This window comes from Microbispora amethystogenes (assembly GCF_016863015.1).
In the GTDB taxonomy this organism is placed as follows: Bacteria; Actinomycetota; Actinomycetes; order Streptosporangiales; family Streptosporangiaceae; genus Microbispora; species Microbispora amethystogenes.
In genome coordinates, this window is record NZ_BOOB01000054.1 from 77835 (window position 1) to 98790 (window position 20956).

The 20956-nt window shown below is 71.8% G+C and carries 18 protein-coding genes; 6 read left to right on the forward strand and 12 right to left on the reverse strand.

Going from position 1 to position 20956, the window contains the following annotated elements:
* The first annotated feature begins 22 nt into the window (after nucleotides 1-22).
* The 5 genes from Mam01_RS31225 to Mam01_RS31245 are packed head-to-tail and all read left to right on the forward strand — an operon-like array spanning nucleotide 23 to nucleotide 6609.
* Nucleotides 23-1201 carry an MFS transporter gene (locus Mam01_RS31225; RefSeq protein ID WP_150938218.1) on the forward strand — a complete coding sequence of 393 codons (1179 nt, stop codon included), beginning with the start codon at nucleotides 23-25 and terminating at the stop codon, nucleotides 1199-1201.
* 24 nt (nucleotides 1202-1225) lie between these two features.
* Complete coding sequence (locus Mam01_RS31230; protein ID WP_204288774.1) at nucleotides 1226-2758, forward strand: GMC family oxidoreductase; 1533 nt, start codon at nucleotides 1226-1228, stop codon at nucleotides 2756-2758.
* Nucleotides 2755-4245, forward strand: coding sequence for an aldehyde dehydrogenase family protein (locus tag Mam01_RS31235; protein ID WP_204288775.1), 1491 nt, complete (start codon nucleotides 2755-2757; stop codon nucleotides 4243-4245). The genes Mam01_RS31230 and Mam01_RS31235 overlap by 4 nt, the downstream gene beginning before the upstream one ends.
* 6 nt (nucleotides 4246-4251) lie before the next feature.
* Nucleotides 4252-5253 (forward strand): zinc-binding dehydrogenase, encoded by a 1002-nt coding sequence (locus Mam01_RS31240; protein ID WP_204288776.1) that lies wholly within the window; start codon nucleotides 4252-4254, stop codon nucleotides 5251-5253.
* A gap of 39 nt (nucleotides 5254-5292) precedes the next feature.
* The gene (locus Mam01_RS31245) at nucleotides 5293-6609 is read left to right on the forward strand and encodes a flavin-containing monooxygenase (protein ID WP_204288777.1); all 1317 of its coding nucleotides are present in this window, start codon (nucleotides 5293-5295) and stop codon (nucleotides 6607-6609) included.
* Between the two features lie 684 nt (nucleotides 6610-7293).
* Here Mam01_RS31245 and Mam01_RS31250 read toward each other — a convergent pair.
* The 11 genes from Mam01_RS31250 to Mam01_RS31300 form a co-directional block, all read right to left on the reverse strand.
* Nucleotides 7294-8526: a cytochrome P450 family protein gene (locus Mam01_RS31250; protein WP_204288778.1), complete on the reverse strand. Its 1233-nt coding sequence runs from the start codon at nucleotides 8524-8526 to the stop codon at nucleotides 7294-7296.
* 81 nt (nucleotides 8527-8607) lie between these two features.
* Nucleotides 8608-9903, reverse strand: a complete 1296-nt coding sequence (locus Mam01_RS31255) for an MFS transporter (RefSeq protein ID WP_204288779.1) — start codon at nucleotides 9901-9903, stop codon at nucleotides 8608-8610.
* Nucleotides 9904-10097: 194 nt separating this feature from the next.
* Nucleotides 10098-11801: an AMP-binding protein gene (locus tag Mam01_RS31260; RefSeq protein WP_204288780.1), complete on the reverse strand. Its 1704-nt coding sequence runs from the start codon at nucleotides 11799-11801 to the stop codon at nucleotides 10098-10100.
* 5 nt (nucleotides 11802-11806) lie between these two features.
* Nucleotides 11807-12607 carry an enoyl-CoA hydratase/isomerase family protein gene (locus Mam01_RS31265; RefSeq protein WP_204288781.1) on the reverse strand — a complete coding sequence of 267 codons (801 nt, stop codon included), beginning with the start codon at nucleotides 12605-12607 and terminating at the stop codon, nucleotides 11807-11809.
* Complete coding sequence (locus Mam01_RS31270; RefSeq protein ID WP_204288782.1) at nucleotides 12604-13344, reverse strand: SDR family NAD(P)-dependent oxidoreductase; 741 nt, start codon at nucleotides 13342-13344, stop codon at nucleotides 12604-12606. The genes Mam01_RS31265 and Mam01_RS31270 overlap by 4 nt, the downstream gene beginning before the upstream one ends.
* Nucleotides 13341-13880, reverse strand: coding sequence for an iron-sulfur cluster assembly protein (locus Mam01_RS31275; RefSeq protein WP_204288783.1), 540 nt, complete (start codon nucleotides 13878-13880; stop codon nucleotides 13341-13343). Before Mam01_RS31275 ends, Mam01_RS31270 begins: the two co-directional genes overlap by 4 nt.
* Entirely contained in the window at nucleotides 13877-15016 is a 1140-nt protein-coding gene (locus Mam01_RS31280; protein WP_204288784.1) for a Phenylacetic acid catabolic protein, read from the reverse strand. Before Mam01_RS31280 ends, Mam01_RS31275 begins: the two co-directional genes overlap by 4 nt.
* Nucleotides 15017-15904, reverse strand: a complete 888-nt coding sequence (locus Mam01_RS31285) for a Phenylacetic acid catabolic protein (RefSeq protein ID WP_204288785.1) — start codon at nucleotides 15902-15904, stop codon at nucleotides 15017-15019. It lies immediately after the preceding gene.
* Nucleotides 15905-15957: 53 nt separating this feature from the next.
* The gene (locus Mam01_RS31290) at nucleotides 15958-16950 is read right to left on the reverse strand and encodes a 3-oxoacyl-ACP synthase III family protein (protein WP_204288786.1); all 993 of its coding nucleotides are present in this window, start codon (nucleotides 16948-16950) and stop codon (nucleotides 15958-15960) included.
* Entirely contained in the window at nucleotides 16950-18017 is a 1068-nt protein-coding gene (locus tag Mam01_RS31295; RefSeq protein ID WP_204288787.1) for a ketoacyl-ACP synthase III family protein, read from the reverse strand. Before Mam01_RS31295 ends, Mam01_RS31290 begins: the two co-directional genes overlap by 1 nt.
* A gap of 407 nt (nucleotides 18018-18424) precedes the next feature.
* Entirely contained in the window at nucleotides 18425-18799 is a 375-nt protein-coding gene (locus Mam01_RS31300; protein WP_204288788.1) for a DUF488 domain-containing protein, read from the reverse strand.
* A gap of 162 nt (nucleotides 18800-18961) precedes the next feature.
* Between Mam01_RS31300 and Mam01_RS31305 the strand changes: the two genes are divergently transcribed.
* Nucleotides 18962-20716: a glycoside hydrolase family 15 protein gene (locus Mam01_RS31305; protein ID WP_204288789.1), complete on the forward strand. Its 1755-nt coding sequence runs from the start codon at nucleotides 18962-18964 to the stop codon at nucleotides 20714-20716.
* 127 nt (nucleotides 20717-20843) lie between these two features.
* Here Mam01_RS31305 and Mam01_RS37925 read toward each other — a convergent pair.
* Nucleotides 20844-20956 (reverse strand): non-reducing end alpha-L-arabinofuranosidase family hydrolase (locus tag Mam01_RS37925; protein WP_507762937.1); only part of this gene is annotated, 113 nt, incomplete at its 5' end.

Below are 20956 nucleotides of genomic sequence, written 5' to 3' on the forward strand. Positions count from 1 at the left end.
GCAGGAACAAGAAGTCGCACCGGTGGCGGTCGAGAGGAACGCCGCCATGGTTGGGACGCCACTACTGATGGTGGGCGTCGCCCTGGCGGCGGCGAACCTGCGTCCCGCCATCACCACCGTCGGCCCGCTGCTCGACGAGGTGCGCCGGTCGCTCGGCGCCTCCCTGCTCTGGGCGAGCGTGCTGACCGCCGTGCCCACCCTCTGCTTCGGCATCGCCGCCGCGGCGGCGCCGCTGGCGGCCCGCAAGCTCGGCCTGGCCCGGGCGGTCGGCGCCGGTCTGGTCGTGCTCACCGCCGGGCTGCTGCTGCGGGTCGTGGGCGGCCCGTGGGTGATGCTCGCCGGCACGTTCGTCGCGGCGTCCGGCATCGCCCTCGGCAACGTGCTCATCCCGGTCGTGGTCAAGCAGGCGTTCCCAACGCGGATCCCGTTGCTGACCACGGTCTACACCGTCGCCCTGATGGTCGGCGGCGGGGTGGGCGCCGCGGCGACCCCGTGGCTGCAGGAACAGATCGGCGGCTGGCGGGTCACCCTGGCCGCGTGGTCGCTGCTGTCCATCGGCGCGCTGCTGGTCTGGGTCGCCGGGACGCGCCGCACCGGCCTGCTCGGCGCGAGCCCGGCCGCGCCGGCGGAGCGCACGCTGCTGCTGCGCAGCCCGCTCGCGTGGCTGATCACCGGGTTCTTCGGGCTGCAGGCTGCGGGCTCGTACGTCCTGATGGGCTGGGCCGCGAACGTCTTCACCGGCGCGGGCATCAGCAAGCAGGAGTCGGGGCTGCTGCTCGCCCTGCTGGTCGCGGCCGCCCTGCCCGTCACGATGGTGGTCGTGCCGGCCGCGATGCGCAGCCGCAGCCAGTCGTGGTGGATCGCCGGGCTCGTGGGCCTGGAGATCGTCGGCACGATCGGCATGCTCGTCTCGCCGACGTCGGTGCCGTGGCTGTGGTCGCTCCTGTGGGGAGCGGGCATGGGCGTGTTCCCGATCGCGCTCGGCCTGTTCGCGCTGCGCACCCGCACCGCGGCCGAGACCGCCGGGATCTCGGCCATGTCGCAGGGCTTCGGCTACCTGATCGCCATCGGCGGGCCGTTCCTGTTCGGCGTGTTGCACGGCTCCACGGGCGGCTGGGCCGTCCCGATGGTCATGCTTACCGTGGTCTTCGCCGTCGACCTGGTCCTCGGGTTCGTCGTCGGCCGCCCCCGGTACGTGTAGGACCGCGTCGAGGGAGGAGTGACCATGACCTACGACGTCATCGTGATCGGCGGCGGATCCGCAGGCTGCGTCCTCGCCAACCGGTTGAGCGCGAACCCGCGGCTGTCCGTCCTGCTCCTGGAGGCCGGACCCGACTTCGCGACCGTCGAGGAGCTGCCGGCGGAGGTCGCCGACGCCCACTACGCGCCGTACTCCTACGACTGGGGTTACCGATCGGTCCCGGACGCGTTCGGCAACGAGGTGCCGGTCCCCCGCGGCCGGATCATCGGCGGGTCCTCCTCCGTCAACGTCTGCGTGGCGATGCGCGCCCGGCCGTCCGACCACGACGCGTGGGCGGACCTGGCCGGGCCCGCATGGGGCTACCCGGAGATGCTCCCCTTCTACAAGGAGATGGAGCACTACCCGTACGGCGAGGAGAAGTTTCACGGCCTCGGCGGGCCTTACCGCATCACGCTGAGCACGGCGGCGGACCTGGGCCCGCACGTCGCGGCGATGGCGGAGGCGAGCGCACGGCTCGGCTATCCGATGGTCGACGACTTCAACGCGCCGGGCGCGCCGGGCTTCGCGCACACCCCGCTCAGCGCGGCCGACGGCCTGCGGCTGAGCACGGCGGTCGGCTACCTCAACCCGGTCCGCCACCGGCCCAACCTGCGGGTGCGCGGCGACGCGCCGGTCGACCGGGTGCTGTTCCGGGGCACCCGGGCCCGCGGGGTCCGGCTCGTCTCGGGTGAGGAGATCGACGCCAGGCACGTCGTGCTCAGCGCCGGCGCCTACGGCACCCCGGTCATCGCCATGCGGTCCGGCGTCGGAGACCGCGCCGGGCTCGCGGCGCACGGCATCGACGTGCTGGCCGATCTCCCGGGTGTGGGTCGCAACCTCACCGAGCACCCCGCCTTCTGGAACATCCACGTCGCGAAGCCGCCGGAGGGCGGCGCGCGGCAGATGTTCGGCAGCGTGCTCAGTGTCGCCACGGGACCGGGCGAGCCGGACTTCGACGTGCAGATCCTGCCGTCGGCGGCGGTGCCGACCGCAAGCCTGCCCGCCATGATCGTTCCGCCGGTCGAGAACCACCCGACCGGCTGGGACATGGTCTTCTTCGTCTCCTGCGTCCAGCCCCGTTCGCGGGGCAGCGTGCGGCTCGCCTCGCGCGACCCGGAGGACGCGCCGATCATCGACCTCGGGCTCTACACGGCCGCCGACGACGCCGAACGGGTCGCCGACGCGGTGCGCATCGCCCGCGGGATCGCGCGCACCCAGCCGCTCGCCGACCTCCTGGTGGACGAGCGGGTGCCGGGTCCGGGCGTGAGCGACGAGGAGCTCGCGGACGCGATCCGGCGTGCTCCGGCGCACTACAACCACGGCAGCTCCACGATGCGGATGGGTCCGCGCCGTGATCCGGACGCCGTGGTCGACACCGACGGCGCCGTGTACGGCGTCGAGGGACTCACCGTCGCGGACGCCTCCGTCTTCCCGGCGATGCCGCGCGTGGCCACCAACGTTCCGACCATTGTGATCGCCGAGCGGATCGCCTCGGTGCTGAAAGAGAGGCTGTCGTGACCACGACCTTCGATACCGCTCAGATCGTGCGGACGCGCTGGTCCTCGCAGGACGAGGCGGACCGGTTCACCGTGCACAACCCGGCGACCGGCAGGCCGCTGGTGGTCGTCCAGGGCGCGGGCGCGGAGCAGGTGGACCAGGCGGTCCGCGCCGCGCACGAGGCGCACTTCGCGTGGAAGGCCCGTACGCCGCGGGAGCGCGGCAAGTGGCTGTGGAAGGTCGCCCAGGCGATCCGCGAGCACGCCGACGAGATCGCGGCGCTCGAGTCCAGCGACAACGGCAAGCCCTTCACCCAGGCGCGCAACTTCGACCTCGAAGGCGCGCCCACCATCTTCGAGATGTTCGCCGGCCTCTGCGAGGCGATCCCGAGCCAGGCGCGCGACTCGGGCAGCATGATCGACATCACGCTGCGCGAGCCCTTCGGCGTCATCGGCGCGATCATCCCGTTCAACTGGCCCCCGCTGCACACCGCCGGCAAGATCGCCCCCGCGCTCGCGGCCGGCAACGCCGTGGTGATCAAGCCGCCGGAGCAGGCGCCGCTGTCGGTGATGCGGGTCGCCGAGATCGCCCAGGAGATCCTCCCCGACGACGTCGTGCACATCGTGCCCGGCACCGGCGCGGTCGGGGCGCAGCTCGCGGGGCACAAGCTCGTGGGCAAGGTCTCCTTCACCGGCGCGCCCACCACGGGCCAGGCCGTGATCCGTACGGCCGCGGAGAACCTGACGCCGACCCTGCTGGAGCTCGGCGGCAAGAACGCCCTGGTCATCTTCGAGGACGCCGACCTCGACTCGGCCGTGCCGTGGGCGGTGGAAGGCGGCTACTTCAACCAGGGCGAGGCCTGCACCGCCGCCTCGCGCGTGCTGGTCCACGTGGACCGCTACGAGGAGGTCGTCCGGCGGCTCACGGACGCCGTCAACCGGCTGAAGGTCGGCGACGGCGCGGACGCGGGCACGCACGTCGGACCGCTGGTGACCCCCGAGCAGCGGCGGCGCGTGCTCGACTACATCGACCTCGGCGTCCGCGAAGGCGCCACGATCGCGGCCCAGGCGGCGCTGCCCGCCGACCCGGAGCTGGCGGACGGCTACTACGTCCCGCCCACGTTGTTCACCGGCGTCACCCCGGACATGCGCATCGCCACGGAGGAGATCTTCGGGCCCGTCGTCTGCGTGATCCCGTTCCGCGACGAGGCCGAGGCGGTCCGCATCGCCAACGGCACCGAGTTCGGCCTGGTCGCCGGGGTGTTCACCCGCGAGACCGAGCGCGCCATGCGGTTCAGCCGGGAGCTGCGCGTGGGCATCGTGTTCGTCAACCACTACAACCGCTCGTTCACCGGCACCCCGTTCGGCGGTGTGGGCGCCAGCGGGTACGGCCGCGAGCACGCCGTCGAGACGCTGCAGGAGTACAGCTACGCCCGCAGCCTGCGGCTGCCCTCCGGCCGCGGTGAGATTCCGCGCTGGGCGCCGTCGCTCGAGGTCACCGGAGGCTGAACCGAGATGAGCGCGACGATGCGCGCCGCCGTCTGTGTCCGGGCGGGCGGCCCGGAGGTGCTCGAGATCCACGAGCTGCCCGTGCCCTCGGTCTACGAGGGCTGGAGCCTCGTCCGGGTGGAGGGCGCCGGCCTGAACCGGTCGGAGCTGAGGACCCGTCAGGGGCACTCGCCGAACGTGAAGTTCCCCCGGGTGCTCGGGATCGAGTGCGTGGGAACGGTGGCGGTCTCGACCGACGCCGCGCTGCCGGTCGGCCAGACCGTCGCGGCCGTGATGGGCGAGATGGGCCGCGAGTTCGACGGTGGGTACGCGGAGTACGCGCTGCTGCCGAACTCGCTGCTCATGCCGGTCTCCACCACGTTGCCCTGGGACCTCCTGGCCGCGCTGCCGGAGACGTACCTGACCGCGCAGGGCTCGCTGGACGCGCTGGGCATCGTGCCCGGCGCGCCCGGCCGCCTGCTGATCCGCGGCGGCACCTCGTCGGTCGGCATGGCGGCGGCGTCGATCGCCTCCGCCCACGGCCTGCGGACCGCCGCCACGACCCGGCGCCCGGACAAGGCCGACACCCTGAGCGCGGTCGGAGTCGACCACGTGCTCCTGGACGACGGCGGGTCACTGGCGGACGCCGTGCGCGAGGTCTGGCCCGAGGGCCCGGACTACATTCTCGACCTGATCGGGACGGCCACGGTGCCGGACTCGCTGAAGCTCGTGCGCCGCGGCGGGACGGTGTGCGTGTCCGGCTCCCTCAGCGGCTGGCTGATCAGGGAGTTCGAGCCGATCGCGATGATCCCGCCCGGCACGAAGCTCACGGCCTTCCACAGCGACAGCCTCAAGGGCGCCGCCGGTGCGCCGGTGCTGCAGCGGGTCGTCGACGAGGTCCAGGCCGGCGTCTACCGGCCCAACGTCGACCGGGTCTTCGACCTCGGCGACATCGCCGAGGCGCACCGGTACATGGAGAACGACCAGGCCACCGGGAAGGTCGTCGTGCTGCCCCGGACCCAGTTCTGATTTCGCTGTTCTGATTTCGCTGCGGAGAGGAATGAACGGATGGGAACGGAGTTCGCCGAGACGGTGGTGATAGGTGGCGGCCAGCAGGGATGCTCGGTCGCGGGCGCGCTCTCCCGGCTGGGCTACCAGGCGTTGGTGATCGAGCGTGGCGAGATCGGCCAGGCGTGGGCCAACGAACGCTGGGACAGCCTGCGCGTCAACACGCCGAACAGGACGGTCGCCTTTCCGGACTGGCCGTACGACGGGGACGACCCCGAGGGGTACATGCCGGCCCGTGAGGTGGCCGGACGTCTCCGGAGCTACGTGGCCGCGATGGGCATCCAGGTCCGTGAGCGCACCGGCGTCCGGATGGTCGAGTTCCCGATCGGCGAGGCGCTCCACGAGGGCGCGCGCTTCCGCGTCCACCTGGACGACGGCGGGACCGTCGAGGCCCGCAACGTCGTCGCGGCGCTGGGCGGGTACTCCTCGCCGCGCGTGCCGGAGGTGGCCGCGGGCGTGGACCTCTCGGTCACGCAACTGCACGCGCGGTACTACCGCAACCCGGAGTCCCTGCCGAGCGGCGCGGTTCTCGTCGTGGGTGCGGGGAACAGCGGCCAGCAGATCGCGGACGACCTCCGCGACGCCGGCCGGGAGGTGTACCTCGCGGTCGGAGGACACAAGACCGCGCCCCGGCGTTACCGCGGCGCGCAGATCCTCGACTGGCTGCAGTTGCTGTTGCCCGAGGGCAACCTCGAGACCGCGTCGGGCGGACAGCCGGGGGGACACGGTGACTCCCCCGTGCTGCCCGGCGTGTCGGTGCTCAGCGGGAAGGACGGCGGCCAGGACCTGAGCCTGCCGATCCTGGCGGCGAAGGGCGTCACGCTCGTCGGCTCCGTCCGCGGCGCGCATGGCGGCGTCCTGCGCCTGGAGGACAACGTCCGTGCCGTGGCGCAGGCGGCCGCCCACAAGGAGAGCGAGTTGCTCAAGGCCATCGACGCGGCGATCGAGCAGCAAGGGCTGGTCGTCCCCGAGGCGGACCCCGCCCCCGAGCATGACCCCTCGCTCATCAAGGACTACGGCAGCACGCTGGACCTGGTCGCCTGCGGCATCACGACGATCATCTGGGCCACGGGCTTCGTGCCCGACTACGGGATCCTGCCCGCCGAGGCGCTCGACCAGGACGGCCTGCCGGTGCACCGCAGGGGAATGGGCACGCTGCCGGGCCTGTACTACGCGGGCCTGCCCGAGGCCGGGTCGGTGATGCCGCTGCTCATCGCCGCCACCCGCAACCAGGCCGAGCGCGTCGCCCGGCACGTCCAGATGGACAACACTCTTCGCCACCGCTCCCCCATGGCGATCGGCGGGCTGTGGACCTGACCAAATCGGCACAGCGCGAGGGGTGAACGAGGCGGCGATCAGCCAGATCGCCGCCTCGTTCGCATTCCCGCCGAAGCCTCGCATTCCCGCCGAAGCCTCGTATTCCTGCCGAAGCCTCGTATTCCTGCCGAAGCCTCGTATTCCTGCCGAAGCCTCACGTTACTGCCGAATCCTCGCGCCGAATCCCCGCGCGTTCGCTGGCCGAAGCCTCGCGGTACCGCCGACGCCCCACGCTCCCGCCGACGCCTCTCGTCCCCGGCCGGAAGCGTCTGGCCTCCCGGCGCCGGTCCGCCGCCGCGCTCTCCGCAGGGGCCGCGCCTACGCCGGTCGGCCGCCCGGTCCGGGTCCGGGACCGGGACCGGGACCGGGTCCACGCTCCACTGCAACTGCGCGGGTGCCACTGTGCCGGCCCCGCTTCCCCGCGGCTTCGGCGCACGTTCCCCCGCGCGCCTCCGGCAGGAGCTCCCACGCGGCCTCCGGCACGAACTTTCATGCGCGCCTCCGGCACGAACTTTCATGCGCGCCTCCGGCACGACGTATGACAAGGTCGGGCGGCCCAGGCGGTGGGCCGGCGGTGAGGCCGGGGACGTCCTCGGACCGGGCGGCCGGCGGCATGACAGTGCCGCCGGAGGCGCGGTGCGCCTCCGGCGGCCGGGTTCCGTACGGTCATGCCGGTCCGTACGGTCATGCGGGGTGGGGGACGACCTCCAGGCCCACGGGGCCGTTGATCATGAACGAGGTCAGGCGGGCGGGCACGTCTCCGGGGTGGGCGAGGGCGAGATCGGGCAGCTCTCGGAACAGCGTGGTCAGGGCGATCTCCGCCTCCAGGCGGGCGAGGTGCGCGCCGAGGCAGAAGTGCGGGCCGTGGCCGAACGCGAGGTGCTCCTTGCCGGCCCGGGTGGGGTCGAAGCGTTCCGGGCAGTGCGGGTGGAGCTCCGGGTCGCGGCCGGCGGCGGCGAAGCCGATGGTGATCGCGTCGCCCTTGCGGATGACCACGCCCTCCCCGAGGTCGATGTCCTCCAGCGCGGAGCGCATGGGCATGTGCATGACCGGCCCCTCGATGCGCAGCGTCTCCTCGATGACGTCCTGCCAGGTGATGGCGCCCTCGTGGATCCGGGCGAGGTACTCGGGATGGGTGAGCAGGCCCTGGACGGCGCTGGTGATGAGGTTGACGGTGGTCTCGTGACCCGCGCCGATCATGAGGAAGAGGGTGCCGAGCAGCTCGGACTCGGACATCGGCTCCGCACCGGGCTCGGCCGGCAGGAGCAGGTCGCTGGTCAGGTCATCGGCCGGATGCTCCCGCTTGTACCGCAGCAGCTCGCCGAGCCGGTCGTACAGCGCGGTGTGGGCGGCGACCGCCTCTTCCGCGTCGAGCGAGGAGTCCAGTGCCCCGTCGATTCCGCTGCCGATCCCCGCGCGCATGTGTTCGGGGACGCCGAACAGGTCGCAGATGACGGTGATGGTCAGCGGCAGCGCCAGGGCGTGGCGCACGTCGGCGGTGGCCCCGGGGGGCAGGGCGGCCAGCGCCTTGACCAGGCGGTCCGCGGTCGCCTGGACCCGCGGGCGCATCCGTTCGACCTGTCGCGGCGAGAACGAGGGGGCGACGCGGCGCCGGGACCTGCGGTGTTCCTCTCCGTAGAAGTTGAAGAAGCTCTCCTGCATGGTGAGCGCGGCGAGCGACCAGCCCTCGGGCACGTCGGCCAGGCCGGGCCAGTGCCGGCGGGAGTCACGCGAGACGCGCGGGTCGTTCGTGAGCGCCTGGATGACGCTGTGCCGGGTGATCGCCCAGGCGCGTACGGGCCCGGGAAGCTCCACCAGCACCGCCGGCCCCTCGGCGCGCAGCGCGGCGGCCTCGGCGTGGACCGAAGCGCCTGTGGGATCGAGAACAGGACATCTGGGAGCGGACAGGGACGACATGCGGTACTCCCTCACTGGGGATTGCACGGGCTCACTGGGGATTGCACGGGGACCTCCACCGGTTCCGCCTGAGGCTTGGAATCAGCTTCTGGCGGTCGTGAGGCCGGGGGACGTGGCGGTCGCCGACGGTACGGCGGCACGCCGTACGGCCGTGCTGTCGGAGCGTTCCCGCAGGAACGCCGAAGCGGCCAGAGCGATCACGCCGGCGGCTGCCATGTAGACGGCGATCGGCGTCCAGCTGTGGAACCTGTCGAGCAGCGCCGCGGCGATGATCGGGCTGACGGCGCCGCCGAGCAGCCCACTCACGTTGTAGCTGACGGACATGCCGGAATACCGCACGACCGTGGGGAACAGCCGTGCGCAGAACGCCCCCTGCACGCCGTAGCTCGCGGCGAACCCGGCGAACAGCAGCAGGAAACCGAGAGCCATCAGAGGGAGGGACCTGGTGTCCAGCAACGGGAACCAGGCGAACGGCGCCACCGTCATGGCGACGACGCCGCCGACGAAGACCGCCTTGCGGTTGAAGAGATCACTCAGCCATCCGAAGAACGGCATGGCGACGATCAGGAAGACGCACGACGCGACGAGCAGCACCAGCATGACGGGCCGGCCCACGCCGATGGCCGCGCCGTATTTGAGCGAGAACACCGACCCGAGGTAGAACACCAGGAACATGGGAAGCATCGCCAGCGACGCGCCCAGGGTGATCAGGCCGTACCGTGACAGAACGTCGATCGCCGGCCGGTTCCTGACGGCGCCCTCGGCCTTCGACCGCTCGAACTCGGGGGTTTCCGCGAGCCGCGTCCGGACGTGGAGGGCGACGCCCACGAGCACGGCGCTGAAGATGAACGGCAGTCGCCATCCCCACGACAGCACCTGCCGGTCCGGCAACGCGGTGACGAGGAGGAGCGCGCCGTTGGCCAGCAGCAGTCCCCAGGCGTTGCCGGTGCCGACGACGGCGGTGAGGAAGCCCCGCCTGTTCGGCTGGGCGCTCTCCAGCGCCATCAGGAACCCACCGCTCGTCTCTCCGCCGAGGGAGCATCCCTGGATGAACCGGAGGACGCTCAGCAATATGGGGGCGGCGACGCCGATGGTGGCGTAGGTGGGCATCAGGCCGATCAGGACCGTCGCGCCGCCCATCATGACAAGAGTGGTGACCAGCGTCGCCTTGCGGCCGATCCGGTCTCCGAAGTGCCCGAACACGAAGGCACCGAGCGGCCGTCCCGCGAAGGCGACCGCGAACGTCGACAGGGACAGCAGGGTGCCGGTGGCGGGGTCGAACGAAGGGAAGAACAGCTTGTTGAAGTAGAGCGTCGAGAACGTGCCGTAGACGAGGAACTCATAGCATTCGATGCTGTTCCCGATGAGGCTGCTCAACACGGCTCGTCTGCGTTGACCCCTGCTTATGATGACGGCATTCATTTCGTCTCCGGGGAGTAGTCGGCCCGGGCGGGCGAGCTGTGCGGGGGAACGCGCGCCCGTCGCACAGCCCGCTCACGTCGCCGGGGGGCCAGGGAGTGTCTGATAAAGGCTGTCCGCCGCGCGGCAGAACATGATCCGTCAGACACGACCTAGTTCTGGAAGTCCTCCTCCCACCACTCCTGCGCCGACCGCGAGCTCCGCTGCTCCTCCCGCCGCCGCAGCTCGGTGCGCTGGACCTTGCCGGTGACGGTCTTGGGCAGCTCGGCGAACTCGATGCGGCGGATCCGCTTGTAGGGCGCGAGCTGGTCGCGGGCGTGGGCGAGGATGAGCTGTGCGGTCTCGGCCTCCGGCGGGTAGCCGGCGGCGAGCGCCACGTACGCCTTGGGCACGGCCAGTCGCAGCGGTTCGGGTGACGGCACCACGGCGGCGTCGGCGACGGCCGGATGCCGCAGCAGCACGCTCTCCAGCTCGAAGGGGGAGATCCGGTAGTCGGACGCCTTGAAGAGGTCGTCGCCCCGCCCGGTGTAGCGGAAGAGGCCGTCGGCGTCCCGGGTGGCGATGTCGCCGGTGTGGTAGTAACCACCGCGCATGCAGTGGGCGGTCGCCTCGGAGTTGCCCAGATATCCGCTCATCAGACCGAGTGGGCGACTGTCCAGCGGCAGGCAGATTTCGCCCTCCCCGGCGCCGTCCGGGATGGGGACGCCGGTGTTCGGGTCCAGCAGCGCCACCTCGTAGCCCGGCAGCGCCCAGCCCAGCCCCTCGTCGACGGTCGGCATGCCCGGCGGAGTCCCGATCTGGGCGGTGGTCTCGGTCTGCCCGTAGCCGTCCCGTACCGTCACCCCCCACGCCTCGCGGACGCGGCGCACCACCTCCCCGTTCAGCGGTTCCCCGGCGGCCACCGCCTCGCGCAGCGAGACCGGCCACTGCGTGAGGTCCTCCTGGAGCAGGCTTCGCCAGACGGTGGGCGGCGCGCAGAAGGTGGTCACGGCGTAGCGCGACATCATTTCGAGCAGCGGACGCGCGGCGAACCTCGGCTGGTTGACGACCATGACCGTCGCCTGCGCGTTCCAGGGGGCGTACAGGTTGCTCCAGGCGTGCTTTCCCCACCCGGGCGAGGAGATGTTGAGGTGCACGTCGCCCGGCCGGATGCCGATCCAGTACATGGTCGACAGGTGGCCGATCGGATAGCTCACGCTCGTGTGCCCGACCAGCTTGGGACGGTTGGTCGAACCCGAGGTGAAGTAGATGAGCGACGGCTCGTCGGGCCGGGTCCGCACCGCCTCCCGGAGCGGCTCGGCGGCATAGGCCCCCTGGTAGTCCAGCCAGCCCGGCACCGCGCCGCCGACGGCGATGCACGTGCGTCCGCCGCTCAGTCGTGCCAGCTTGGGGGTGAGGCCGGCCTCGGCGACGACGTGCCCCACGCCGCCGCGTTCCAGCCGGTCGGCCAGGTCGTCGGGCGTGAGCTGGACGGACGCGGGGATCACGGCGCAGCCCAGCCGGAACGCGGCCAGCAGGCACTCCCACAGTTCCACCCGGTTGGGGAGCATCAGCAGCATTCGGTCCCCGCGCCGTACGCCGGCCGCCCGCAGCCACCGGGCGACCCGCTGGGAGCGCTCGGCCAGCTCGGCGAAGCTCAGCGCGGTGTCGGCGACGACCTCGCCCCGCTGGTCGAGGTCGACCACGCGCAGCGCTATGGCGTCGTTCCCCTGGGCGATCACATCGAACCAGTCCGCGACCCAGCTGAAGTCCTGTCCGACCGCGGGCCTGGGGAAGGCCCGGGCGCGCGGCAGGTCCCCGTAGGAGGACAGCAGGTGGTCGCGGGCGCGTTGGAACTCGACGGTCGCTGGATTCATGGTGACTACCTCCCGGTGAAGCGTGCGCGGCCGGGGCCCTCAGTGATGAACCCCTGCATGCCGCTCGTACGGTCATGGGTGCCGAACAGTCCGGCGAACACCGACCGTTCGATGGCGAGCCCGGCGGCCAGATCGGTCGCCAGGCCCGCGTCTATGGCGGTCTTCGCCGCGTGGAGGGCCAGCGCCGGGCCTGTCTCGAAGCGCCGCGCCCAGCGCAGTGCGCTGTCCAGTACCTGGTCGGTCGGCACGACCTGGTCCACCAGACCGATCTCCAGTGCCTCCTTCGCGCCCACCTGGCGCCCGCTGAAGATCAGCTCCTTGGCCCTCGCCGGACCGATCAGCCGGGGCAGCCGCTGGGTGCCGCCCGCTCCGGGGATGACGCCGAGCAGGACCTCGGGGAGCCCGAGCCGCGCCTCGCTGCCGCAGATGCGCGCGTCGGCGGTCAGCGCCAGCTCGCAGCCGCCGCCGAGAGCGGGCCCGTTGATCGCGGCCACCACCGGCTTGGGGATGGCGGCGACCGCGTCGAAGGCCGCCTGGAGCACCGCCGCGTGGCCGACCATCTCGGCGTGCGTCATCGCGGCCATCTCCTTGATGTCGGCCCCCGCCGAGAAGACCGTGGGCCCGCCGTACACGACCACCGCGCGGACCCGCTCGTCGGTCGCGGCCCGTTCGGCGGCGAGGCGCAACGCGGCCTGTGCCGCGCGGTCGAGCACGTTGAGCGGCGGCCGGTCGAGGCGGAGGACGCCCACCGCGCCGTCGACGTCCAGCCACGCGGCCGGGTGATCCACCTCGGGGACGGGTGTCATGACCACAGCAGGCCTCCGTTCACTTCCAGCACGTGGCCGTTGACGTAGCAGGACTCGGGACCGGCCAGGAAGACCGCCGCGTCGGCGGCTTCGTCCGCGTGGCCGGGCCGGCCGAGCGCCAGCCTGGTCTTGTAGCGCGACCAGATCCGGTCGTTGCCGGTGAGCTGCCGGCCCATCCCCTCGTCGAGGATCCCCGGGGCCAGAGAGTTGACGAGGATGCCGCGTGGGGCGAGCTCGATCGCGCTGACCTTGGTGAACATCTCCACCGCGGCTTTGGTGGCGCAGTAGCCGGCGGCGCCGATGGCGACCCGGGTCGCCATGCTGGACGAGACGTTGACGATCCGGCCGGCGCCGCTGCGCTCCAGGTGGGGGACGGCGGCCCTGGTGCAGAGGAAGACCCCGGTCAGGTTGGTGGTCACCATGTCCTGCCAGTCGGCGACCGGCAGCCGGTCCACCCGCCCGTCCCGGCTCACGCCGGCGTTGGCCACCAGGATGTCGATGCCGCCGAAGCGCTCGACGGCCTCGTCCATCAGCGCGGTGACCGACTCGTCACTGGTGACGTCGACCGGGACGTAGGCGCAGCGGCCGGGGGCGAGGTCGAGAACCTCCTTGATGTCGTACGGGTTGCGGGCGGCGCAGACCACCCGCGCCCCCTCCTGCAGGTAGCGTTCCGCGATCGCCCGGCCGAGGCCCCGGGAGCCCCCGGTGATCACGGCGGTCTTTCCGCTGAGTCTCATCGTGATCCTCCTCGCACGGGCTCGGGTGTGGGGAGCATGGCGGTGCAGCCGGCCGTGCCGATCACGTCGAAGGTCGAGCCGCAGCCGCGGCAGTCGTACGGGACCTTGCACACCGCTCCGCCGAAGCGGCCGGCCTGCTCGACGTCCTCGCTGCCGCAGTAGGGGCAGCTGGAGGCGGTGCCCGCCACGCGATAGCCGCCCCTGCTCAGCGCGTCCCGGCCGGCGACGGTCACCGCCGCGGGCTGCCACGCGCCGCGCTCCCACACGATCTCGATCCCGTATCCCGGTGCCGCCTCGGCGAGCGCGGACCGCACTCGCCGGGCGATCTCACCGACGGCGGGGCAGCTGATCCGCGTAGGGGTCAGGTGGACGCGGATCCGGCCGTCGGTCAGCGACACCGAGCGCAGCACTCCGAGGTCGCGCAGGCCCACGTCGATCTCCGGATCGCTCACGCCGGCGACCACATCCGCGAGCCGGTCGGTGAACCGGCCGTTGAGCTGATCGGTGACCTCGTCACCGAGCTGGTCGGCGTTCAACTGAACACCCCCGGGGCGTACTCGTCACGGACCGTGCGGCCGCGGGAGAGGGAGTCGGCCAGTGCGCTCCCGCCCACCCCCCAGGTCCGCGTCCCCGGGCCGTCCGGCAGGCGCGATCCGGGTCCGCCGTTCTCGCCGACCAGCGCGGCGAGACGCTCGTGCAGTGTCACGGCCAGAGCCGGACCCGCGGGCGCCGCGCCCGCCGGGACTCCCTGTGCCGGTGACTGCGGCCGGGCACCGAACATGTCGCCGGCGCGCTCGGTCACTTCGGCGTAGGCACGCGCGAACTCCGTCCGGGTCTCGGGCCAGGCGGCCAGCGCCCGCGCCCACCGCCGCCAGTGGTCCAGGTGGACCAGCTGCTCGTCGCGGATGGCGGTGATCGCGGGCAGCCACGCCGCGCCGGGCTCGGCCCCCGCGGTCTGCTCGGCCCCTGCGGTCTGCGCGGCTTCCGCGGTCTGCTCGGCGAGTACGGCGACGGCCGCGGCGATCACGAGGCCGCCGGCCACGAGGGACGGCCAGTCGGTGAGCCGCTCGACGACGCGCGACACCTGCCACTGCGCCTGCGCCCGGTCGAAGAAGCGGGCGTCCGCAGCGGGCTGGTCGAAGCCGCACAGCACCAGGATCGTCCCGGCGTGCGCCAGCGCCTCCTGCCCGATGGAGCCGACCGCCAGCGCCTCCTCCAGGTCGATGTAGTCGACGATGTGTTCGCCCAGCCGGTTGCCCAGGACGAACAGGTCGTCGGCGAGCGCCAGCCACAGGTCGGTGAGCCCGGGCTCGCGCGCGTCGTCGCGGCGCTCGGTCAGGCCGCTGTCGCGGCCTTCCCGCGGGGCGGCGACGGCAGGCGGGGAGGCGGAGCGGTCGCGGCGGCGTGCGGTGGGGAAGCCGGGCTGGCGGTACGGCATCCGGGTCTTCGCGGCGAGGAGGCCGCGGTCGTCCGCGCTGGAGACGATCATGTCGGTGCGGCGGACCACCCAGAGTTTGACGAGGTCGTCGCGGCGCCCGTAGGTCTCCTTGGCCAGGTGCCAGGCGGCGTCCGGGCGCGGCGAGACGATGGAACCGACATGGTTGAGAGCCGTGCCGTGGCCGCTCTGCGCGAACACCTCGTAGACGTCGGAGTCGGTCGGGATGTGCGGCATTCACGCCACCCCCTGCAGCGCGCGCCGGTACGGCGCGTTGCGGTCCAGGGCGCGGCGCACCCAGTCCAGCCGCCGCTGCGACGACGGCCCGCCGTTCGCGATGACCTTCTTCACCTGGGCCCAGTCGGGCATCTCGAACTCCCACTCGCCCGAGGGCGCCTGACGCACCAACGCGGGGTCCACGTGCAGACCGAGCTTCCGGACCACCGGGATGATCTTGTTGAGCCAGGCCTGGCGCACCTCGTCGTTGCCGTCCGGCTTCAGGCCGACCTGCCACATGCGGTTGGTGTGCAGGGTGTCGGTGTCGGGCGGCCCGAGGTAGGCCAGGATTCGCGGCAGCCACAGCTCGAACCCCTCCTGCACCCGGCGGCGCTGCTCGGCGTCACCGTGCGTCAGGATCTCGTGGGTCAGGTCCAGGGCGTGCTGGTAGTGGAAGGACTCCTCGCGTTCGACCTTGCGCAGCGCCCGGGCGTACGGCAGGTACACGCCCTTCGCCAGGGACTGGAACTGCGTGATCGCGGCCGAGTTGGTCAGGAGCAGTCCGGGGCCGACCTCCTCCCAGGTCGCGAAGGAGTAGTGGAAGATGTTGTGGATCTTCGTACGGCCCTCCAGGTAGTCGAGGAGGATCCGTTCGCGCGGCATGCCCAGGTCTTCGGCGACACGCGCGACCACATGCCCGTGGCCGACCTCGTCCTGGATCTTGGCCATGAGCATCTGCCGCCTGGTGTGGCTGGGCGCGCGGTCCAGCCACTCGACGTACTGCAGCACGCCCACCAGCTCGTTGAGCGCCTGTACGGCGGCGAACCGCCTGGCGCCCTCCCGCACCTCGTCGGGCATCGGATCCCACAGCTCGTAGCAGCGGTGTCCCGCCGCCGTAGCCATCGGCATTTTTGTCTCCTTTCACGGCACTTGCGCGATTTATCAGCAGGTGTCCGGTGGGCTCAGAACCAGCGGACGACGACGGCCCCCGCTGTCATGCCGCCGCCCACGCCGGCCAGCACGAGGAGCTCGCCGCGCCGGAAGGGACGGCGTTCGTGCTCCGTACGGAGGGTGAGCGGGATGGAGGCCGCGGCGGTGTTGCCGAATCGCGGTGCGGTGAGCGGCACCTTGGCGGGGTCGACGCCCAGTTCGCGGTAGCACTCCTCGACCATGCGGGTGTTGGCCTGGTGCAGGATGAGGCGATCCACCTCCTCCAGCCGGAGCCCGGCCGAGTCGAGCGCCTCGCCGATCACCTTGGGGAGGGTGCGCATCGCGTACTCGCGTACGGGACGGCCCTTCATGCGGAACAGGTGCTCCCCCGCCTCCCGGGCCTCGGCGTCCAGCGGCCGGCGGGTGCCGCCGCCGGTCACCTCGACCAGATCGCGGTGCTCCCCGTTGGTGACCAGCCGCCAGTCCAGGACGCCGTACCCCTCGGGCACCGGACCGAGCAGCACCGCCCCGGCCCCGTCGCCGAACAGGCTGACGGTGCGCCGGTCGGCGGGGTCCATCAGCGAGGAGTAGACGTCCGCGCCGACCACCAGGGCGTACTCGCCGCCCTGCCCGGACAGCCGCGCCGACATCATCGAGTCGGCGACCCCCAGCGCGTAGAGGAAGCCGGAGCACACCGCGTTGACGTCGAACGCCGGGAAACCGGACAGCCCGAGCTTGTCCTGGAGGATCGCTCCGGTGGAGGGCTGCGGCTGGTCGGGCGTCGAGGTGCCCACGATGATCAGCCCCAGCCGGCTCGCCGCGTCGGGCCGTGCGGCCAGCGCCTCACGCGCGGCGTGCAGCGCGAGGTCGGAGGTGACGGTCCCGGGCTCGCGGTATCTGCGTTCCAGAATGCCGGTCCGCTCGACGATCCAGTTCTCGTCCACGCCGGCCCACTCGGCGACCCGCGCGTTGTCGATGACGACCGGCGGCACGTGGCCGCCCAGGCCGAGGAGTCCGAGGCCCATCAGACGCCCCTTTCCGGCACCTGCACGACGGCGCAGGCCCAGGTCCAGGCCGCCCCGCCGCTGATCACCAGCGCGAAGTCGCCCGGCTCAAGCGGCATCTGGTCCCGCAGGTCGGCCAGGTTCGCGAGGAAGTCCCCGCAGCCCATGTGGCCGGTGACCGCGCCGAACCACAGCGCCTCGGCCTTCAGCACCTCGTTCAGCACCGGCATGTAGATGCCGTCCAGCAGGCCCGTTCCGAGCCGCGGCAGCGCGATGTACTTGATCCGCGGGTCGTCGAGCCGCAGCCCCGCGTCGTGCACGCTGTCCACGATCACGTTGCGGATCGACCGGCTGGCGATCTGACTGAACTTCTCCTTGCCGTGCACCGCCATGTAGGACTTCTTCGGACGGCGCAGGTCGATGTACTCGTTGTGCCACAGGGGCGTGGGGCTGAAGTCGTCGCCGTGCCGGAGCATCAGCTCGAGCTCGGCGGCGGTCTCGGTGGCCATGGACACGAGGGCGTAGTCGTCCGGCCCCGCGTCGCCCTCCGAGTCGTCGTGGTGGTCGTTGTGGTGCAGCAGCACCGCGGACCCCGCGTCGCCGAAGCCCAGGCCGTAGTCGCAGGCCCAGCGGTCGAAACCGGGCGGCAGGAAGCGGTCGCCGGTGGTGATGAGCGCGGCGCCGAGCCCGGGGTCGGCGGCCAGGTGCATGGCGGCCACCTGGAGGGCCATCGCGCCCCCGTTGCAGCCCTGCTGGACGGCGTACGACAGGGCGTCGGGGGTGCCCACCTCGTTCGCCACGTAGTGCGGCGGCGACCACATGTCATGTCCCTGGTGATAGATCCAGGTGTGCAGCACGAGGCCCACCTTGGAGGGGCTCCAGCCCGCCCGGCTGATCGCGTCGCGGGCGGCGGCCACCGCCATCTCGGGACCGGACCACCCGGACGAGACCGGCAGCTGGGTGAGTCCGAGCCGCTCGACGTCCGAGGCGGCCAGCTTGCCCGCCGCGACGGCGTCCTCGACGGTCTCGCAGTCCGGCGGAAGCCATGAGGTGGCGGTCTTGATCCGCAGATTGTTTCCGAATTTCATCAGGTTCCTTCGAAAGCTCGGGATCCGTGGGGTGATCGGGGAGTGCGGACTTTCCGGCAGACGGACGCCGGAGTGGCCGGCCGGCGGCCCGTCTGGCCGGGGAATATGGCGCGCCGAACCCGGCGGAGCGCGGTGCGCGGTCGTTCACCACTAGGGAGCTGACACTGGTGCCCTGAGTCACCGGTGGTTTCTCGCCCACTATCGCATACCTTCGCGTAGGTATGTAACTTTGCGGACGGCGCCACCCGGGAGCGACAGGCGGCCTACACAGGCCCGACCAGCGGCACTGACCTCAGCACTGTGTAACTGGGTGACATCCTCACTTGCACAACAAGGAGGCTTGCCGTCTTAGGAGGAGAAACCTGTCCGATGGTATTTTTCAGGCAGAACGGGAGGGCGTCGGCGGCTCACGTCCTGGGCTTCCCGGCACCGGTCAGCCACTCGGCGAGGACGGCGGCCTGGCTGTGTTCGACGTCGCGGGTGGCGGTCAGCAGAGTCAGCCGGTCGTGGCCGGCGATGTCCCGCAGATGGTCCACGGCCTGCCGCCGCGCGGGCTCGCGCAGCTCGGTGAGGTAGCGCCGGCGGAACTCGGCGAACCGGCCGGGCTCGTGGCCGTACCAGCGGCGCAGTTCGGTGGAGGGGGCGACGTCACGCAGCCACTCGTCGATCCGCGCGTCCGCCTTGCGCATCCCCCGTGGCCAGACGCGATCGACGAGCACCCGCCTGCCGTCCTCGGGGGAGGACTCCTCGTAGATCCTGCGGTACGTGACGTCCTTGGTCATGGCATGCTCCCCCACTGGCTGCACCCATATGCCAGTTGACGCCGCGACGGGACCGTCACGCAACCAGGCCGCGGACCGGTCCTGTTCACGAATCCATGGCGTCCCGGGCTCGGGGACACGCCCGGACGGTGCCGCGCCACCTCCGCGAGTAGCGTGGTCCACATGCGGATCGAGGACTACGCCCTCATCGGGGACACGCAGTCTGCCGCCCTCGTCGGTCGCGACGGATCGATCGACTGGCTCTGCCTTCCCCGGTTCGACTCCCCCGCATGCTTCGCCAAGCTCCTCGGTGACGAGTCCAACGGGTTCTGGCGGCTCGCCCCCGCCGGGCACGAGATGGCCACGCGGCGCGCGTACGTCGACGACACGCTGATCCTCGAGACGATCTGGGAGACCTCCACGGGGACCGTCAAGGTCATCGACTTCATGCCTCCCCGGCACGCCAACCCCGCCCTGGTCCGGATCGTGGAGGGCGTGTCCGGGATCGTGCGCATGACCACGGAGATCAGCATCCGGTTCGACTACGGCAGCATCGTCCCCTGGGCCCGCCGCCTGGGCGGCCGCCTCCACGCCATCGGCGGGCCCGACTCGGTCTGGATCGACACCGCCGTCAACCTGAAGGGCAGCGGCGGCCGGCACACCGGCGTCTTCGCGATCGCCGCGGGGCAACGCCGGTCCTTCGTGTTCACCTGGCACCCCTCGCACCAGCCGGAACCCGGCATCATCGATCCCGGCGAGCAGTTCACCGAGACCAGCCGGTTCTGGACGGAGTGGGCTTCCCGCTGCTGGCTCCCGGGCCGCTGCCGCGCCACCGTGATCCGCTCCCTCATCACGCTCAAGGCGCTCACCTACAGCCCGACCGGCGGCGTCGTGGCGGCTCCCACCACGTCACTGCCCGAGCATCTCGGCGGGGTGCGCAACTGGGACTACCGATACTGCTGGCTGCGCGACGCCGCGATGACACTCGACGCCCTGACCGAGTCCGGCTACGTCACCGAGGCCGGCGCCTGGCTCGACTGGCTGCTCCGCGCCGTCGCGGGCCGCCCGGAGGACCTCCAGATCATGTACGGCGTGGCGGGCGAAAGGCGCCTGCCGGAGCTGACGCTCGACTGGCTCGCCGGGTTCGAGGGCTCCCGGCCGGTGCGGATCGGCAACGGTGCGGCCGGCCAGCTCCAGCTCGACGTCTACGGCGAGGTGCTCAACTGCTTCTACCGGGCCCGCAAGCTGGGGATGCCGCCCCACGACTACGCCTGGACCATCGTCAGCCGGCTGATGGACTTCCTGGAGCGCAGCTGGACCCAGCCCGACGAGGGCCTGTGGGAGGTGCGCGGCCCGCGGCGGCACTTCGTCCACTCCAAGGTCATGGCGTGGGTGGCGGCCGACCGTCAGGTGCGCGCGATCGAGGAGCTCGGCCACACCGGTCCCCTCCGGCGCTGGCGGGCCATGCGGGCCCGGATACACGCCGAGGTCTGCGACAGGGGCTTCGACCGCGAACGCGGCACGTTCACCCAGTCGTACGGCTCCCGCGAACTCGACGCGGCGCTGCTCCTCATCCCGATCGTCGGCTTCCTACCCCCTGAGGACCCCCGGGTCATCGGCACGATCGAGGCGATCGAACGCGAGCTGATGACCGACTGTTTCGTGCTGCGCTATCCGATCTCCGAGAGCAACGACGTCGACGGCCTGCCCGGATCCGAGGGCGCCTTCCTCGCCTGCAGCTTCTGGCTGGCCGAGGCGCTCGACCTCGTGGGCCGCAAGGACGAGGCCAGGGACCTGTTCGAGCGGCTGCTGACTCTCAGCAACGACGTCGGCCTGCTCCCCGAGGAGTACGACCCCGTCCAGAGACGCCATCTGGGCAACTTCCCGCAGGCCTTCACCCACCTGCACCTGATCCACACGGCCCTCGCGCTCTGCTGACGCCGCTCTTCGGACCGGCCCCGGGAACCCCGGACATGACGGGGGCGGGCCCGGCGCTGTGCCGAGCCCGCCCGTTTCAGGTCCACCCTCACACGTCAGGACGTACGGGCGGGACCTGTGTCATGCCTTAGCGCTGCAGGGTGAGCAGGCCCGGGCGGTAGGGCAGGAGACCGTAGTCGACGTTGCCGCTGTTGGGGCTGCGGCCCTGGTAGAGCAGCTGCAGGTTGCAGGGGTCGACGG

Excerpts from the sequence above, each read along its gene's own strand:
- Mam01_RS31295 (WP_204288787.1), bottom strand. The coding sequence starts at position 18,017 with ATGAAATTCGGAAACAATCTGCGGATCAAGACCGCCACCTCATGGCTT.
- Mam01_RS31250 (WP_204288778.1), bottom strand. The coding sequence starts at position 8,526 with ATGTCGTCCCTGTCCGCTCCCAGATGTCCTGTTCTCGATCCCACAGGC.
- Mam01_RS31230 (WP_204288774.1), top strand. The coding sequence starts at position 1,226 with ATGACCTACGACGTCATCGTGATCGGCGGCGGATCCGCAGGCTGCGTC.
- Mam01_RS31270 (WP_204288782.1), bottom strand. The coding sequence starts at position 13,344 with ATGAGACTCAGCGGAAAGACCGCCGTGATCACCGGGGGCTCCCGGGGC.
- Mam01_RS31285 (WP_204288785.1), bottom strand. The coding sequence starts at position 15,904 with ATGCCGATGGCTACGGCGGCGGGACACCGCTGCTACGAGCTGTGGGAT.
- Mam01_RS31260 (WP_204288780.1), bottom strand. The coding sequence starts at position 11,801 with ATGAATCCAGCGACCGTCGAGTTCCAACGCGCCCGCGACCACCTGCTG.
- Mam01_RS31240 (WP_204288776.1), top strand. The coding sequence starts at position 4,252 with ATGAGCGCGACGATGCGCGCCGCCGTCTGTGTCCGGGCGGGCGGCCCG.
- Mam01_RS31245 (WP_204288777.1), top strand. The coding sequence starts at position 5,293 with ATGGGAACGGAGTTCGCCGAGACGGTGGTGATAGGTGGCGGCCAGCAG.
- Mam01_RS31290 (WP_204288786.1), bottom strand. The coding sequence starts at position 16,950 with ATGGGCCTCGGACTCCTCGGCCTGGGCGGCCACGTGCCGCCGGTCGTC.
- Mam01_RS31300 (WP_204288788.1), bottom strand. The coding sequence starts at position 18,799 with ATGACCAAGGACGTCACGTACCGCAGGATCTACGAGGAGTCCTCCCCC.
- Mam01_RS31265 (WP_204288781.1), bottom strand. The coding sequence starts at position 12,607 with ATGACACCCGTCCCCGAGGTGGATCACCCGGCCGCGTGGCTGGACGTC.
- Mam01_RS31305 (WP_204288789.1), top strand. The coding sequence starts at position 18,962 with ATGCGGATCGAGGACTACGCCCTCATCGGGGACACGCAGTCTGCCGCC.
- Mam01_RS31280 (WP_204288784.1), bottom strand. The coding sequence starts at position 15,016 with ATGCCGCACATCCCGACCGACTCCGACGTCTACGAGGTGTTCGCGCAG.